This is a genomic window from Streptomyces sp. NPDC049627, from assembly GCF_044465645.1.
Classification (GTDB): domain Bacteria; phylum Actinomycetota; class Actinomycetes; order Streptomycetales; family Streptomycetaceae; genus Streptomyces.
This window is the reverse complement of record NZ_JBITLW010000002.1, coordinates 546,849-562,031: the sequence shown is the minus strand read 5'-3', so window position 1 is coordinate 562,031 and position 15,183 is coordinate 546,849. Positions and strand designations below refer to the sequence as shown.

The 15,183-nt window shown below is 70.2% G+C and carries 15 protein-coding genes; 9 read left to right on the top strand and 6 right to left on the bottom strand.

What is annotated here, in order from left to right:
• Positions 1–8: 8 nt before the first annotated feature.
• A complete protein-coding gene (locus ACIBU0_RS07535; protein ID WP_398813078.1) occupies positions 9–971 on the bottom strand; it encodes an MmcQ/YjbR family DNA-binding protein in 963 nt (320 codons plus the stop codon).
• Between the two features lie 21 nt (positions 972–992).
• Positions 993–1,589 carry a TetR/AcrR family transcriptional regulator gene (locus tag ACIBU0_RS07530; RefSeq protein ID WP_398814000.1) on the bottom strand — a complete coding sequence of 199 codons (597 nt, stop codon included), beginning with the start codon at positions 1,587–1,589 and terminating at the stop codon, positions 993–995.
• A gap of 94 nt (positions 1,590–1,683) precedes the next feature.
• Here ACIBU0_RS07530 and ACIBU0_RS07525 point away from each other — a divergent pair, with 94 nt between their 5' ends.
• The 5 genes from ACIBU0_RS07525 (at position 1,684) to ACIBU0_RS07505 (ending at position 6,213) form a co-directional block, all read left to right on the top strand.
• Positions 1,684–3,132, top strand: coding sequence for an MFS transporter (locus ACIBU0_RS07525; protein ID WP_398813075.1), 1,449 nt, complete (start codon positions 1,684–1,686; stop codon positions 3,130–3,132).
• 10 nt (positions 3,133–3,142) lie between these two features.
• Positions 3,143–4,384, top strand: a complete 1,242-nt coding sequence (locus tag ACIBU0_RS07520; protein ID WP_398813071.1) for an FAD-dependent monooxygenase — start codon at positions 3,143–3,145, stop codon at positions 4,382–4,384.
• A gap of 28 nt (positions 4,385–4,412) precedes the next feature.
• Positions 4,413–4,760 (top strand): GntR family transcriptional regulator, encoded by a 348-nt coding sequence (locus ACIBU0_RS07515; protein WP_398813068.1) that lies wholly within the window; start codon positions 4,413–4,415, stop codon positions 4,758–4,760.
• Positions 4,757–5,740: a DUF1648 domain-containing protein gene (locus tag ACIBU0_RS07510; protein WP_398813065.1), complete on the top strand. Its 984-nt coding sequence runs from the start codon at positions 4,757–4,759 to the stop codon at positions 5,738–5,740. The genes ACIBU0_RS07515 and ACIBU0_RS07510 overlap by 4 nt, the downstream gene beginning before the upstream one ends.
• Positions 5,741–5,889: 149 nt before the next feature.
• Entirely contained in the window at positions 5,890–6,213 is a 324-nt protein-coding gene (locus ACIBU0_RS07505) for a hypothetical protein (RefSeq protein ID WP_398813062.1), read from the top strand.
• A gap of 51 nt (positions 6,214–6,264) precedes the next feature.
• Here the strand turns inward: ACIBU0_RS07505 and ACIBU0_RS07500 are convergent, their stop codons facing one another.
• Positions 6,265–6,678, bottom strand: a complete 414-nt coding sequence (locus tag ACIBU0_RS07500) for a hypothetical protein (RefSeq protein ID WP_398813059.1) — start codon at positions 6,676–6,678, stop codon at positions 6,265–6,267.
• A gap of 170 nt (positions 6,679–6,848) precedes the next feature.
• Positions 6,849–8,270, bottom strand: coding sequence for a DUF2252 domain-containing protein (locus ACIBU0_RS07495; protein WP_398813056.1), 1,422 nt, complete (start codon positions 8,268–8,270; stop codon positions 6,849–6,851).
• Positions 8,271–8,561: 291 nt separating this feature from the next.
• Between ACIBU0_RS07495 and ACIBU0_RS07490 the strand changes: the two genes are divergently transcribed.
• The gene (locus ACIBU0_RS07490; protein WP_398813053.1) at positions 8,562–9,005 is read left to right on the top strand and encodes a DUF6325 family protein; all 444 of its coding nucleotides are present in this window, start codon (positions 8,562–8,564) and stop codon (positions 9,003–9,005) included.
• Positions 9,006–9,046: 41 nt separating this feature from the next.
• A complete protein-coding gene (locus ACIBU0_RS07485; protein ID WP_398813051.1) occupies positions 9,047–9,325 on the top strand; it encodes an SHOCT domain-containing protein in 279 nt (92 codons plus the stop codon).
• Between the two features lie 48 nt (positions 9,326–9,373).
• Here ACIBU0_RS07485 and ACIBU0_RS07480 read toward each other — a convergent pair whose 3' ends face one another.
• Positions 9,374–9,976 carry an FMN-binding protein gene (locus tag ACIBU0_RS07480; protein WP_398813048.1) on the bottom strand — a complete coding sequence of 201 codons (603 nt, stop codon included), beginning with the start codon at positions 9,974–9,976 and terminating at the stop codon, positions 9,374–9,376.
• A 43-nt stretch (positions 9,977–10,019) separates the two neighbouring features.
• Complete coding sequence (locus tag ACIBU0_RS07475) at positions 10,020–11,351, bottom strand: ferric reductase-like transmembrane domain-containing protein (RefSeq protein ID WP_398813046.1); 1,332 nt, start codon at positions 11,349–11,351, stop codon at positions 10,020–10,022.
• A 569-nt stretch (positions 11,352–11,920) separates the two neighbouring features.
• Between ACIBU0_RS07475 and ACIBU0_RS07470 the strand changes: the two genes are divergently transcribed.
• Positions 11,921–14,023 carry a bifunctional polysaccharide deacetylase/glycosyltransferase family 2 protein gene (locus tag ACIBU0_RS07470; RefSeq protein ID WP_398813043.1) on the top strand — a complete coding sequence of 701 codons (2,103 nt, stop codon included), beginning with the start codon at positions 11,921–11,923 and terminating at the stop codon, positions 14,021–14,023.
• Positions 14,020–15,153, top strand: a complete 1,134-nt coding sequence (locus ACIBU0_RS07465; RefSeq protein WP_398813040.1) for an LCP family protein — start codon at positions 14,020–14,022, stop codon at positions 15,151–15,153. Before ACIBU0_RS07470 ends, ACIBU0_RS07465 begins: the two co-directional genes overlap by 4 nt.
• Positions 15,154–15,183: the final 30 nt, after the last annotated feature.

Genomic DNA, 15,183 nt, shown 5'->3' with positions numbered 1-15,183 from the left:
ATCGTCACCTACAGGTATTCGTCGAGGACCTTCGGAAGGGTGACGGCGGGCCGGCCGAGGTCGGCGACCAGCGCGTCGGCGCTCAGGCCGCTCTCGGCGAGGACGGCCCGTGCCCAGGCCCTGCCGGTGCGCAGATGGCGGGCGAAGGCGGCACCGTCCCGGGCGCCGTACAGCTCCTTGGCGATGGCCGCGTCCCATGGCATGACTGTGTGCGGGCGCAGCGCGTACAGCGCCTTCGCGGCGGCCGTCGGGCCGAGGGGCCGAGGGCGCGGCCCGGAGCCGGCCGGGAGACGGGCGAGTTCCTCGTACGCGGCGGCCAGTGCGTCGATCTCGGGATCGGTCAGGTCGGGAAGCGGTGTGCCGGGGAGGGGGTGCCTGTCCGTCCAGGCAGCCAGGCCCTCGCCGAGTGGGTACGGCCCGCCCTCGGGCGGACAAGGGAGCCTGCACCCCCAGGAGTTGAGCCACCGGTGCAGGGCCGTGCGGTGGTCAGGAACGGTGAGGTCGAGGGCGGGGGCGGTCAGGCGGCACAGCTCCAGCCAGCTGCGGTCGACGCCCCCGGCAGCGGCGAACACCTCGGCCGACAGGCGCAGTCGGGCTGTCCGCGGGGCCGGTTGCGGGGGTGGCTCCGGGCCGGGTCCGAGATGTGCGCGGGCCACCTTCGCCGGGACGCACATACGCCACGCCTCGGTGACCAGTTCCGTGAGTTCGGCCAGACTCAGCGCGGCCAGCCTCGCCTCGACCCAGTTGTAGCGCAGCTCGGAGGTCCGGGGCAGCGAGAACTTCTCCGGTTCCGAGGCCACCAGGGCCGCGCGCTCCTCCTTGGGGAACGCGAAGCCCAGGACGGTCTCGTCGCGGGACAGCGCGAGGTAGACGATCTGGCCGATGCGGAACTTCACCCGGTCCCGGACCAGGTGCTCCTCGGTGCGCGGCAACGCGATCGCCAGGCGCCGTACGTCCTCGACGGTGACCATGTCTCCCTCCTTGGTGGCAACCTACGCCCGGCGCGGACCATCGTGTCCTTGAGGGTGGACCAGCGGGAGGAAGATCGTGTCGACGATCTCCTCGATCACCTCGGGTGCGACCGGCCGAAGCGTCATCATCGCCTCGCCGCGAAGCAGGTCGAAGGGGAGCGAGGCGATCCGTGGTGTGAGCTTGGCCGGATCGAGTTCGCCGCGCTCGATGGCGCGCTCCATGATCTCGTCGCGTCCGGAGCGGCGTCCGGCGAGGATCATCTCGCGCAGCTCGGCGAAGCCGGTTTCGGTCTCGGCGAAGTAGTCGGTGAGCAGCAGGCTGAGTTGAGCGAGGAACGGCCCCCGTTTCTCGCTCATCTCGGTGAGGGTGGCGATCAGGTCGCCGCGCAGGGACCCGGTGTCGGCCGGGGCGGTCAGCCGGCTGACATTGCGGCGTACGACTGCCGCCTCGACCAGCTTCCGCTTGTCCGCCCAGCGCCGGTAGAGCACCGGTTTGCTGGTGCCGGCCCGCCGGGCGACGGAGTCGAAGGTCAGGTTCGCGTACCCCCGCTCGCTCAACTCGTCCCAGGCCGCATCGAGGATCGCTGCCTCGAGCGCTTCGCCGCGCCGTCGTCCCACACCACTCACGACACTCCTTAGAAACCTTGACGTTTCTTATTGCCGCACCCTACTCTGCGAATAAGAAACTAAAACGTATCTTAAGGGGGTGCGTATGAGCACCGAACACGTCGGCGCACTGCACACGAGAGGGAACGGGCGGCTGGTCGGCCTGGTGGCCGTCCTGGCCCTGGTGAACTTCGTGGTCGACTCGGCCATCACGGCGCCGCTGGTCGTCCTCCCGGAGATGCTCGACCATTTCGGCACCGACCAGACGGCGTGGCTCAACGCCACCGCGATGCTGGCGGGAGTGCTGTGGGCACCCCTGCTCGGAAAGAGTGCCGACATCCACGGCAAGCGCAGGGTGCTCGTACTGACGTTGCTCCTCAGCTGCGCGGGCGCCCTGTTATGCGCCGTGGCCCCCGGCCTCTGGGTGTTCGTGCCGGGGCGCATGCTTCAAGGGGCGGCCCTGGCCACCGTCTTCCTCTCCGTCGCCATCGTCCGAGATGTCTGCGCACCCCGCATCGCGATGATCACCGTGGGCATCGTGACCTCCGGGTCCGCGGTGCTCAACATCGCGTCCCGTTTCCTCATCGAGAAACTGGCCACGGAGTTCGGCTTCCAGATCCTGTTCCTCGGCTCGGCCTTCGTGGCGGCCGCGATGGCGATCTGCGTGCGCAAGGTCGTTCCCGAGTCCCCGGTCAGGACACCGGGGAAGACCGACGTCGGCGGCGCCCTCCTCCTCGGCGGAGGTCTCGCCGGGGTGCTCGGCTACGTCAGTCTGGGCTCGGACGTCGGCTGGCTCGCCGCCGGCCCGCTGGCTCTCCTCGCCGGTGGCGTCGCGGCATTGGCCAGGTGGTTCCTGGTGTCGAGCCGAAAGCCCGACCCCCTGATCGACGTCAGGGACATCAGCGGGCCATTGACGCTCACGCTCCTCGTCGTCTTCCTCGCAGCCGGTTCGTACCAGAGCATGCTTCAGCTCGTCTCTCTCATCGGTGACGTCTCGGCGGATCAGCAACTCGGTTACGGACTGGCCGACCGGGGATCGGTGGCCCTGCTGCTCGCGGCGCCGGGAGTCGGCGTCACGCTCGGAGGTCCGGCGGCCGGATGGCTTGCCGCGCGCACCGGACCGGCCTTGACGCTGGCCGGGGCGATCATGCTCGGAACGGTGGTGACCCTCGGGATGTTCCTCGGGGCTTCCCGGCTTCCCGTCGCGCTCTGCTGCGGATTCCTGCTGGGCGTCACGGTAGGAGCGCTCGGGACATCCGGCTTCAACATGGCGGCCGGCCTGGCGTCCCCCGACCGGCAGGGAATCGTCTCCAGCCTGGTCATGGTCATGGTCTCGACCGGGGCGGTGGTCATGGACTTCGTCGGCGCGGCCGTACTGAAGTCGACCACCGTGGTCGTCGACGGCGAAACGACGAACTCGGCCACGGGCGTGTTCAGCTATATCGGGATCGCCTCCGTCGCCTTCGCGATCGCCGCGGTGCCGGCCGTCAGGCTCGTACGAAGCACACGCCTCAGCACCAACTCGCCGACCGGCAGTCTCTCGCGTACTCGGTAGGAGTTGACGAATGGACACAAGAACCGCATCGAAAAGCACGGTCCTGGTTTCCGGCGCGAGCATCGCGGGTCCCGCCGTGGCGTTCTGGCTGCACCGGTACGGATTCGCGGTGACGGTGGTGGAGAAGTCCATCGGACTGCGGGGCGGCGGGTACCCGATCGACGTGCGTGGCACCGCGGTGGAAGTGGCCCGCCGGATGGGAATCCTGCCGCAGCTCCAGGAAGCGCATATCGAGTCACGCCGGTTGACCTTCCTCAATGCCGATGGCAGTGAGGCGGCGGTGGTTCATCCACAGGCCGTGACCGGCGGCGTCGAGGGACGTGACGTCGAGGTGCGTCGCGGGGATCTGGCGGACGTCCTGTACGGGACCGTCCGTGACGAGGTGGAGTTCGTGTTCGACGACTCCATCGACACGCTCACCGAACACGAGCACGGTGTCGACGTCACCTTCCGCAGCGGCGTCCAGCGCAGCTTCGACCTGGTCCTGGGGGCGGACGGGCTGCACTCGCACACCCGGAGGCTCGTATTCGGCCCCGAGCGGCAGTTCCATCACTATCTGGGGTACTGCTTCGCCGTCTTCACCATGCCCAACACCCTCGGGCTCTCCCATGAAGTACTCATCTGGAACACCCCCGGAAGGGCCGCGGCGCTCTACGCGGTCGGAGACAGCAACGAACTGCACGCATTCCTCAACTTCGCCCACCCCGAACCACCGTACGAAGTCCTCCGCGACGCCGGGGCACAACGTGACCTCGTCGCCACCACATTCGCCGACGACGGATGGGAAATCCCGGCCATGGTCACCGCCATGCGCCACGCGGACGCTCCGTTCTTCGACACCGTGAGCCAAGTCCGCATGCCGTGCTGGTCCAGCGGCCGCGTCGCGCTGGTCGGCGATGCCGCCCACGCCCCGTCGTTCCTGACCGGGCAAGGGTCCAGCCTCGCCCTCGTCGGGGCCTACATGCTCGCCGGCTCGCTTGCCGCCCATCGCGACCACACCGGTGCCTTCGCCGCCTATGAACGCGACATCCGCGGATTCGTCGAACTGAACCAGGCACAGGTCGGTGAAGGCGACGCAGCGCTCTTCCCCACCACCGCGGAAGCCCTTGAAAAACGCAACGACATGCTTCGCGGCCTCACCTCCTTGCCACCGGAAACCGGGCGCCCGGCCCACACCGCCCTCACCTTGCCCGAACAGGCGGATCGACCGTTTTCACGCTCACCGGCATCGCGTGCGGCTCGGCACACATAAAGTGAATGGTGCTATCATCAGTAGCACCATGTTGCTGAGACTGGATGTCGCGGACAGTCGCCCCCTGCACGAGCAGGTGGCAGCCGCCATCCGGCGCGCCATCGCCGAGGGAGAGTGCGGCCCAGGGGACCGGCTGCCTCCCGCGCGTGACCTGTCCCAGGCATTGGGCGTCAACGCGAACACCGTTCTGCGCGGCCTCAGGACGCTGCGCGACGAGGGCGTGCTGGAGTTCCGGCGCGGGCGGGGTGTGACGGTGGCCGATGGGGCGGACCAGCGCTCCGTACTGCTGGATCGCGTGGGCGATCTGGTGACCGACGCCGCACGCCTCGGTTACAGCAAGACCGACCTCATCGAGATGATCAGGGGGATTCGGTGAACGAGCACTCGGGCCGCGGCAGCGGAACCACGTGGGGCCTTGTCGGGTGGTGCACCGGCGTCCTGCTGCTGGTGGGCACACCTCTCGCTGCGAGCGGACGGTTGCCGGACAGGCTGGCCACACACTGGGGCGCAGCGGGGAAGCCCGACAGTTCCATGCCGCTGTGGGCGGCAGCGCTCTTCCCGGCCCTGATCTGGACGGTGCCGGCCATCGGAGTGGTGCTCGGGTTGCGGCGCACAGGCCCGGAGTCCGCAGGAGCGATACGCGGATGGGCGGGCGTCACTCTCGCGGCCGGGGGCGTCCTCCTGGTCGGTGGGCAGGCGTCGGTCGTCCGGGCGAACCTGGACCGGTCCGACTGGCGCGAGGCCGGTCCGGTGACGGGCTGGGTCGTGGCGTCCGTCATGGTGGCGGCCACGGCAGGGGCGGTCGCCTGGCTCGCGACCCGTCAGCGGCCCGCGCCGCAAGGCCGGGCGGCGGACGGCCCGACCATGGACATCCCCGCAGGCCAGCGGCTGGTATGGCTCTCCCGCACATCGAACCCGTGGCTGCAGATGACCTCCGCCGTCACGGGGCTGGTGGCCCTGGCCGCCGGCGTGGCCGCCGTCGGGGGTCTGACCGGTCCGGTTCCGGCGCTGATCGCGATGACGCCGTTCGCGCTCGCCTCGGTTCTGCTCCTCGGCTGCGCGTCGGTGCAGGCCCGGGTCAGCGAGGAGGGACTGAAGGTGTCCTTCGGTCCGCTGGGCCGGCCGGCGCGGCGCTGGGCCGTCCAGGACATCGAATCGGCCCGCGTCGAGCAGCGCACACCGGCGCAGGTGGGGGGATGGGGGTACCGGCTGAGCGGGCTGGGCACCACCGTGATGCTGCGCCGCGGCGAGTGCCTCGTCATCCGCGCCAAGGGCAAGGACTTCGCCGTGAGCGTCGACGACGCCGAACGGGGCGCCGCACTTCTGAACTCCTTGGGGGCAAAGTCCCCGAGGTGAGGAGTCGGTCCCGGCCCGCGCCGCCGATGGGGGGTCGACGTCCGGTCAGGCGAAGAGTGCGTCGTCCGAGGGCACTGGATAGGGTTGACATGTAGGGAAAAACCGCCAGAAACGCATCGTCGGCAGGTCTGTGGCCGACGGTGGATCGGATGGCGACCATGACCGCATCAACTGTTTCTCCGCCCGGGGTGCACCCCCTCCGGCAGGACGCGCCGGATGCGCAGGCGAAGTCGGTCGGCGAGGCGGCTGAGCACGCTGTGGCCCGCCACAGTGTGACGCTCGACGTGTTCGGCGCACGTGTCGAACTGCTCCCTCCCGAGCAGCTCGCCTTTCTCGCAGGCGTTGGCGTACTGGCCGCTCTCGAGCTCATCGAATGGCCGGTGGCGCTGGTCCTGGGAGTCGGACACCAGCTTGCGCACAGCCATCACGGCCGGATGCTGCGCGAGTTCGGCGAGGCCCTGGAAGAAGCCTGACGGCGACTGCTGCGGCCACCTACCCGCGGGCGGCCGCTTCGGCGGCCTCCGTCAAGGTTCCTGCCGCACGACGCACAGCGCCCAGATGACGAAGGCGTACAGCGCGATCAGGGTGAGCGACCAGACGGGGTAGTACGGGATCGACAGGAAGTTGGCGATGACCAGCAGTGCCGCGATGCCGACCCCGACGACCCGGGCCCAGGTGGCGCGGGCGAAGAGGCCGACGCTCACGCCCACGGCGAGCACCCCGAGGACAAGCTGGATCCAGCCCCAGCTGGTCAGGTCGAACTTGAAGAGGTAGTTGGGGGTGGACACGTAGACGTCGTCGTCGGCGATGGCCATGATGCCCCGGAAGAAATCCAGGACACCGGCGATGAACAGCAGGACGGCGGCGAACATCGTCAGTCCGCCGGCCCACGCCTGGGCGGTTTCCGAGCGCCGGCGGGTGCTGGTGGTCGTGGTCATGGTCAGTTTTCCCTTCGCCGGTGAGCCTCGACACGCAGACTCCGCCTCCGAGCATGCGGGACGGGACGGGGACGGTGGATCACCCGTTACGGGTGAGGTTCGTGAGGCAGAACGCGGCACGCCCAGGCCCGGCAGCAGGCGTTCGACGACCACGGGAATGCCGTCGCTCCTCAGGCAGCCTCCGCCGGCAGCTTTCCGGCGCTGATGGCGTCGACGAGTGCCTGGTGGTCCCGCTCGTTCTGGTCGGCGTAGCGCTCGGCGAACGTCACCAGCGCCCGGTCGAAGGCGTCGCCGCCGCCCAGGTACGCGGCGATGGCGATGCGGTCGCCGGACCTGGCGTGGGCGCGGGCCAGCGTCGCGCCGCACAGAGCGCCGAACGTACGCATGCCCCGGGGCACCATGTCCTCGGCCACGGCGACGCCCTTCCAGTCCCGCAGCTGCCGTACGTAGAAGTCCCGCCGCCGGCCGTCGAAGCCCTCGACCCGCTCCCAGCCCAGAAAGATGTCGCTGGTGGCCTGCATCAGCCGCTGCCCGGAGACCACCCGCTCGCCCTGCGTCGGGTACGCGGTGCCCCCGATGTGGGGGGCCAGCACCGACTCGTCGGCCTCCTTGGCCTGGAGGAACAGCGGATCCTCGCCGTCCCGCCCAAGCAGGAGCACGATCCAGCAGCGGGTGCCCACGCTGCCGACCCCGACGACCTTGCGCGCCATGTCGGCCACCCGGTACTGCTCCAGCAGGAACCGCCGGTCCGACTGCAGGGTCTTGCCGTAACGCTCGATCAGCCGGTTGATCTGCTGTTCCAGTTGGCTGCGCCGATCGGCCGGCAGCAGGTCCTCGAGGCGGGTGATGAGCGGTGGGTCGGGGGCGATACGGCGCTTGCCGTCGATGACGTGGGTGAGTTTGCCGAAGACCTGAAGGGTGTCGTGCGAACGCGCCTTGGCCACCGCCTGCTCCCAGCGTTCGCGGCCCCGCGCGGACAGGTCCGCCCCGAACCGGTCCCGTACCCAGTTCTCGTCGAACTGGGCGTACCAGACGGCCAGGTTCCCGAATCCGGCGAACGCGCGCATGCTCTCGCGATAGGACCGCACGGTCGCCCGCACGATCGCGGCCCGCTCCTTGGTGCTGAAACCGTTCGACCGGCCGGCGATCACGAGGCTGGCGGCCAGGCGCTTGACGTCCCACTCCCAGGGGCCCGGCAGCGTCTCGTCGAAGTCGTTGATGTCGAACATGAGGCGGCGCTCGGGCGAGGCCAGCAGCCGGAAGTTCAGCATGTGGGCGTCGCCGCACAGTTGGGTGCGGAAACCCGTTCTCGGTGTCTCCGCGAGGTCCGACGCCATGATGGCGGCGGCCCCCCGGTAGAACCGGAACGGCGACTCGGACATCCTCCCGTAGCGGATCGGCACGAGCTCGGGCAGCCGCGTCGCCGACTGCTTCTCGATGATCTCCAGCGGGTCCGGCCGCTTGGGCCCCGGCGCGAACTCGGCGTGACCGGAGCGGGGCACGTCGGCCCGCGCCGCCTTGCCCAGCGCGGCCCGCTCCTGCGGGGTGCGGTGCCGCAACTCGCGGCCGTCAAGGTGGTTCTTGTCTGTCATGGCAGCGGCTCCAAAGAGCGTCCGGGAATTGCTCTCGGAACGTGCTCCGTATGCGCTGTGTCGGAAGGCCGGTGTCGGTGGGACGGCAGCTCACAAGCCTGCTCACTCAACGTATCCCCGGAGGAAGCTCCCAGCGAGCCGAGTCAGGGGCGGCAGCAGCCCCGGATCAGGGCACTCACCACCGGGGTGCGAGCGGCACCCTTCGGTGATGCAATTGTTCTGGAGGCTGCCCAGGGGGATGCACAGGGGATGCCCAGGGGGATGACAGTCACAGGCACCAGAGGTGACGCCGTGAGCGACGAATTCGAAGAAGTGGGCCCGATCGACTATCTGGTCGTCGAGTTCCCCGGCAACCGGATGACGGGCGAAGGCTTCCCGCTGCTGGTCGACCTCGTGGACCGCGGCGTCATCCGGATCCTCGACCTGATGTTCGTCAGGAAGGACGAGGACGGCTCCGTGAGCGGCATGGAGATCACCGATCTCACCGGCGACGGCAAATTCGACCTGGCCGTCTTCGAGGGCGCGTCGTCCGGACTCCTGGGTCAGGACGACATCGAGGAGGCAGCCACCGCACTGGAGCCCGGCAGCTCCGCCGGCATCCTCGTCTACGAGAACCTGTGGGCCGCGCCCTTCGCCGCCGCCCTGCGCCGCGGCGGGGCCAGGATGGTCGCCTCCGGGCGAATCCCGGTTCCCGCCCTCCTGGCCAGCCTCGACGCGGCCGAGGCCACCTCCTGAGGTACGGCAACCGACGGCTACGGGGCAGAAGGGAAACAGCCATGCCAGGTCTTATCCGCGGGGTCGCGCGCACCGCCGTCGTCGCCGGCACGGCGACCGCTGTTTCGAACCGTGTGAGCCGTCGCCAGCAGGGGCGATGGGCTCGCCAGGAGGCGCAGTCGATGTCCTATGCCGAGCCACCGGCGGCTCCGGCGGCTCCGGCTGCCCCTGACATGACCAGCAAGATCGAGCAGCTGAAGCAGTTGGGCGAGCTGAAGGACCAGGGTGTGCTCACCCAGGCCGAGTTCGATGAGCAGAAGCGCAGGCTCCTGCAGGCGTGATCGAGCCTCCTCGCATCCATGTGTCGATTCGGGGTGGGGCGTGCTGTTTCAGACGCCGGCCCGGTCCAGGGCGCTCTGCAACGACTGTCTGTAGCCCGCGCTGGTGTACGTGGCGCCCGACACCGTGTCGATGTCCGCGCTCTGTGCCTGCAGCGTCTCCTGGTTCAGCGTCGGGACCGCCCTGGAGTTGATGTCCCTGCTCCGCGCCGTCTCGTCGGGATACCGGACGGCGGCTGCCTCGGTGATCCTGCTGCCGGTGACGGTGATCCGTACCTGGACCGGGCCGTACTTCGTCTCGACCGTGGACCCGGTGACGGTGCGGGTGGTGGGTGCGGCGGCGGTGGTCTTCGGTGCGGAGGGGGCGCTGCTGGTTCTGGTGGGGGCGGCCGACGTCGTCCGCGGCGGCTGTGTGCTCGTCGAGGGGGAGGGCCGGCGCTTCTTCTTGGGCGTCTTCGAGGCCGAGGGTGACGCGGACGGGGAGTGGGCCGACGGCGACGGGGACACGGTCGCGGTGGTGCTCGCCGTGACCGCGGGCTCGGCCTGCGTCAGCGACGGGTCCGTGGTCGGCTTGAGCGCGAGCAGCAGCACGATGCCGGAGACGGTACCGACCGTGGCCAGCAGCGCGTGGCGGAACGGGTGCTTCTTCCTCACGGGAGCACCAGCGCAACAGCAGCGGCAGATGTCACGGCTCGCCTCAGAACTCGAACGACTCGTGGTGGATGCGGCGGTGCGGGACGCCTGCCTCGCGGAGCGCGGCGTACGACTCCTCGGCCAGTCCCGGCGGCCCGCACAGGTACACGTCGTGACGCGCGATGTCCGGCAGGATCCTGCGCAGCATCTTCGCGGTGATCGCGGGCCGCCGCCCGTCGGGGCTGTTGACCGCGTACAGCAGCTGGGCCCCGCGTTCGTCCGCGATCGCCTCCAGTTCGTCGCGCAGCGCCAGTTCCTCCGCGGTGCGGGCGCGGTAGAGCATTGTCAGGTCTCCGGGCGCGCCGGGCAGCGTCTCGAACAGGGCGCGAAGCGGGGTGATGCCCGCTCCCCCGGCGAGCAGCAGTACTTTGCCGCGGCTGCGCCGGGCCGCGGTCATCGCCCCGTACGGCCCTTCCGCCCACACCCGCGTCCCCGGCCGCAGCCCGGCCAGCGCCGCGCTGTGCCCGCCTACGGCCTTGACGGTGATCCGCAGCAGGTCGGGGCGCGGCGGCGCCGACAGTGAGTACGGGTTGGCGCTCCACCGCAGGCCCCTGGTGAGGAACCGCCAGCGGAAGAACTGTCCCGCCTCGGCTCCCAGCCGATGCAGCCGCCGGCCCCGGATCAGCACGGAGACCACGCCCGGCGTCTCCTGCACGACCGACTCGACCCGCATACGGTGCCGGAGGTTGAGCCGCATCGGGGTGAGCAGGCGGTACCACAGCAGCAGGGCACCGACCGCGAGGTACAGGACGTACCAGGCCGCGCGGGCAGCGGCGTCGCCGACGAACTCACTGCCCGTGGCGAGCTGGTGCCAGAAGGCGAGGTAGACCGCGGCGTAGGTGAGCAGATGCAGGTAGTACCAGAGCTCGTAGCGCATACGGCGCCGTACGGCACCGGCTGACACCAGCCCGACGAGGAGCAGCAGCACCGTACCGGCGGCCGCTTCGATCATCCTCGGGTAGTCGGTGAGGACGGAGACCGCCTGGGCCACGATGCCGGTGTCCGCCTGCAGCGCGTAGCCGGACAGGATCAGCACGACGTGGGCGAGGGTCAGGGTCAGCGCGTAGCGGCCGGTTCTCGCGTGCCACCGCACCACGCGGTCGGAACCGACCCGGCGTTCCAGGGCCGGGATGCGCGCCATCTGGGCGATCACCAGGGCGATCACATAGCCGGCGAGCAGTCCGGTGATCCGGCCCGCGTGCACCAGCCGGTCGGCGGTGGTCGCGGCGACGACGGGGGTGTGGTGCCACCACAGCCACAGCACGGCAGCGGCGCCGGCCCAGGCGAGCACCAGCAGGGGCGCCGCGGGTGAGCGCCGGGGCCGGATCCGACGCATGGCCTGGCGTCTTCCCGCCCGGCTGTGCTGGATCGTCGTCACAAGGCCGTGCTTCCCTCTGCGGATTTCGGTGCCGGTCACCGTACACCGGCCCAGTGGCCGAAAACCGTCGATGAAGGCGGGGTGAGGCCTTCGGGAGACACACCTCCCCGGAAGGCCCGTGAGGGCCCACTTCCCCCCATCCACCTAGCCCAGCGCACCGGCAGGGCCGAGTGTCACACCCTCCGGGGCGAGATGGCCGACCGCCCGTTTCGGACACACCCGCGGCATCGCCCGTGACTACACTCGCCGCCCATGCGACAGCTCGGCCGGAAGACAATTCAGCAGATAACGCACGCGCCTTCATCGGGTGTCGACACCCTCGCCACCCCTGTGAAGAGCACGTGGATCACCCCCGAGCTCGCCGCTGTCGGCGCCGTCGGATCGACGCCTCCCACCGGCTCACGCGATGTCGGGCGCGAGCTCGACCCGCCCGCACGAACCGCACCCGGAGCATCCACGGGCACCGCCGGATCCCGCCGAACCACCCCCGATTCAGCTGTGATTAACGTCACCCCAGGGAGCGTGGTGTGAGCCGCTCGGTCCGACGTCGGCACGCCCGGTCCCGCGAACCCCGCCGCCATTGGCGACTGCTGGCCCTCACCCTGTCCCTCGTCCTCGCCGCCCTGCTCTTCGAGGGCTGGACCATCCATGAGGTGGACGCCGCCAAGTCGCGGCTCCCCTGCACCAGGCCCGCGCCCGAGGCCGTGGGCGACAGCGGTCCGGTCCTGCGCCGCATCAGCGGAGACGACGACATCAGGTCCTCGTCCGTGCCCGCGCGTACCGTCGCCCTCACCTACGACGGCGGCCCCGACCCCTACTGGACCCCGCGACTGCTCGACCTGCTGCGCAGGCACCACGCGCACGCGACCTTCTTCCTGTTCGGCGCGCAGGCGGCCCGCCATCCGGAGCTGGTACGGCGGATCCTCGACGAGGGCCACGAGATCGGCTCGAACACGTACACCGGTGCCGACCTCGGTTCCTCGTCGCGCGTGCGCACCGCGATGGAGCTGACGCTCACCCAGAACACCCTCGCCGGTTCGGCGGGCATCCGCACCGACCTGCTGCGGATGCCGCTGACCACCCAGGTGGACACCCTGTGCGGCGCCGAGTGGACGGCGGCCCGCCGCGCCGCCGCGGACGGCTATGTGCTGGTCGCCGCGGACCGGCCCGACCGCGATCCGACGTACGGCACGGTCCGCCAGTTCAGCCAGACGGACCTGGCCTACGAGGAGACGAAGGACCTGCTCGGCAACCCGCACGCCGACCGGTTCACCACCGTCACGGACGCGCTCGGCACGCCCGCGGCGGACACCGCGGTGTCCACCCCCGAACGCTGGCTCGGCAAGGCGCTGATCTGGACCACGACCGCCGGTCACGCGTTCACGAACGCCATGATCTGGGTGCTGCTCGCGCTGGGTGTGCTGGGTGTGCTGCGGCTCGTGATGCTGACCGTGTTCGCCCGCGCCCATGTCCGGCGCCTGACCCGCCACCGCCCCGGCGCGCCCAGGCTGCGGGAGGTCAACGCCCCCGTGACGGTGCTCGTACCGGCGTACAACGAAGAGGCCGGCATCGAGTCCACCATCCGCTCACTGCTCGCGTCCACGCATCCGTACCTCGAGGTCATCGTGATCGACGACGGGTCGACGGATCGGACGGCGGACCTCGCGACCTGGATCGACGATCCCCGGGTGCGGGTGATCCGGCAGCCCAATTCGGGCAAGGCGGCCGCGCTCAACACCGGTCTGGCGCACGCCTCGTACGACATCGTCGTGATGGTCGACGCCGACACCGTCTTCGAATCCGACGCCCTGTACCGGCTCGTCCAGCCGCTCGCGCACCCGGCCGTCGGCGCCGTCAGCGGCAACACGAAGGTGGGCAATCGGCGCGGGCTCCTCGGCAGATGGCAGCACCTGGAGTACGTCTTCGGCTTCAACCTCGACCGGCGGATGTTCGAGGTGCTGGAGTGCATGCCGACGGTTCCGGGAGCCATCGGCGCCTTCCGCAGGGACGCGCTGATGGGCGTCGGCGGGGTCAGCGAGGACACCCTCGCCGAGGACACCGACCTCACGATGGCCCTGTGGCGGGCGGGCTGGCGGGTGGTCTACGAGGAGTCGGCCATCGCCTGGACCGAAGTGCCCACCTCACTGCGCCAGTTGTGGCGGCAGCGCTACCGCTGGTGCTACGGCACGCTCCAGGCCATGTGGAAGCACCGCGGAGCCGTCCTGGAAGTGGGCACCGCCGGACGCTTCGCGCGCCGCGGCCTGACCTACCTGGCCCTCTTCCAGGTGGTCCTGCCGCTGATGGCCCCGGTCGTCGACCTGTTCGCGCTGTACGGGCTGCTCTTCACCGACCCCGTGCAGTCGCTGGGCGTGTGGCTCGCCTTCCTCGTCGTCCAACTGCTGTGTGCCGGTTACGCGTTGCGGCTCGACAGGGAGAAGCTGCGGGCCCTGTGGTCGCTGCCGTTCCAGCTCTTCGTCTACCGGCAGCTGATGTATCTGGTCGTCATCCAGTCCGTGTTCGCCCTCCTGGGCGGCACGCGGCTGAAGTGGCAGCGCATGCAGCGCGCGGGAACGGCCGCCACGGAGCAGCTGAGACAGCCGGTCGCCGCACGGGAGTTGTCGTCGAGATGAGTGACTGGAGCGAGGAAACGCGGGCGCACCGAGTGATCACGGGCCAGGTCGTCGCACCCACGGAACAGATCAGGACACAGCCGTACGAGGACCGGCCCGGCGGTGGTCACCCCCGCAGCACGCGGCCCCCTTGGGTACGCCCCAGCCGGCGCCGCCGTACCGCCCGCCTGCTGGCGGTGCTGCTCGGCGCGCTGCTCCTCACCGGCGGCGGTACGTACGCCTGGGCCGACTTCGAGCTCGACCGGGCGGTCGACCTCGGCGAGACCGGCGGCCGTCCGCCGCAGGGCAAGGGAACCACGTATCTCATCGTGGGCTCCGACAGCCGCGACGGCCTGTCCGAACGGGACAGGAAGGATCTGCACGCCGGCGGAGGCGGCGGCGCTCGTACCGACTCGATGATGCTGCTGCACACGGGCGCCCACGGCACCACGGTGGTGAGCCTGCCCCGCGACTCGTGGGTGACCCTCCCGGCTTACCTCGACCCCGGCACCGGAAAGCGGTACCGCCCGGCGAAGAACAAGCTGAACGCGGCCTACGCCCTGGGCGGGGCCCCGCTGCTCGTGCGGACCGTCGAGCTCAACACGGGCCTGCGCGTCGACCACTACGCCGAGATCGGCTTCGGCGGCTTCGTCGGTGTCGTGAACGCCGTCGGCGGCGTGGACATGTGCGTGGACCGCGACATCAGGGACAAGAGGTCGGGCCTCGACCTGACCAAGGGCTGCCACACCCTGGACGGCGCCCAGGCACTCGCGTTCGTCCGCCAGCGGCACCAGGAGGCCCAGGGCGACCTGGGGCGCAGCAGGAACCAGCGGAAGTTTCTCGCCGCGCTCGCCCACAAGGCGGCCACACCCGGCACCGCGCTCAATCCGTTCCGGGCATATCCGGCACTGGGCGCGGCGCTGGACACCCTCGTGGTGGACAAGGACATGGAACTGCGCACCCTCCTCTCGCTGTTCCAGGCGATGCGGAGCGTCTCGTCCGGGAACGGCAGGCAGCTCAACGTCCCCGTGACCGGCCCCGGCATCAGCACGCCGAAGGGCAGCGCCGTGAAGTGGGACGCGGCGAAGGCGAAGCGGCTCTTCACCGCACTGCGCAACGACCGGCCGGTGACCACCGAGCAGAAGAGCTGACCGTCCGACCCCGGCCCTGTGTACGGACTC

Bases quoted from the DNA above. Each gene is read 5' to 3' on its own strand.
- ACIBU0_RS07520 (WP_398813071.1), top strand. From the start codon at position 3,143: ATGGACACAAGAACCGCATCGAAAAGCACGGTCCTGGTTTCCGGCGCG.
- ACIBU0_RS07505 (WP_398813062.1), top strand. From the start codon at position 5,890: ATGGCGACCATGACCGCATCAACTGTTTCTCCGCCCGGGGTGCACCCC.
- ACIBU0_RS07475 (WP_398813046.1), bottom strand. From the start codon at position 11,351: ATGCGTCGGATCCGGCCCCGGCGCTCACCCGCGGCGCCCCTGCTGGTG.
- ACIBU0_RS07500 (WP_398813059.1), bottom strand. From the start codon at position 6,678: ATGACCACGACCACCAGCACCCGCCGGCGCTCGGAAACCGCCCAGGCG.
- ACIBU0_RS07525 (WP_398813075.1), top strand. From the start codon at position 1,684: ATGAGCACCGAACACGTCGGCGCACTGCACACGAGAGGGAACGGGCGG.
- ACIBU0_RS07485 (WP_398813051.1), top strand. From the start codon at position 9,047: ATGCCAGGTCTTATCCGCGGGGTCGCGCGCACCGCCGTCGTCGCCGGC.
- ACIBU0_RS07535 (WP_398813078.1), bottom strand. From the start codon at position 971: ATGGTCACCGTCGAGGACGTACGGCGCCTGGCGATCGCGTTGCCGCGC.
- ACIBU0_RS07515 (WP_398813068.1), top strand. From the start codon at position 4,413: ATGTTGCTGAGACTGGATGTCGCGGACAGTCGCCCCCTGCACGAGCAG.
- ACIBU0_RS07495 (WP_398813056.1), bottom strand. From the start codon at position 8,270: ATGACAGACAAGAACCACCTTGACGGCCGCGAGTTGCGGCACCGCACC.
- ACIBU0_RS07465 (WP_398813040.1), top strand. From the start codon at position 14,020: ATGAGTGACTGGAGCGAGGAAACGCGGGCGCACCGAGTGATCACGGGC.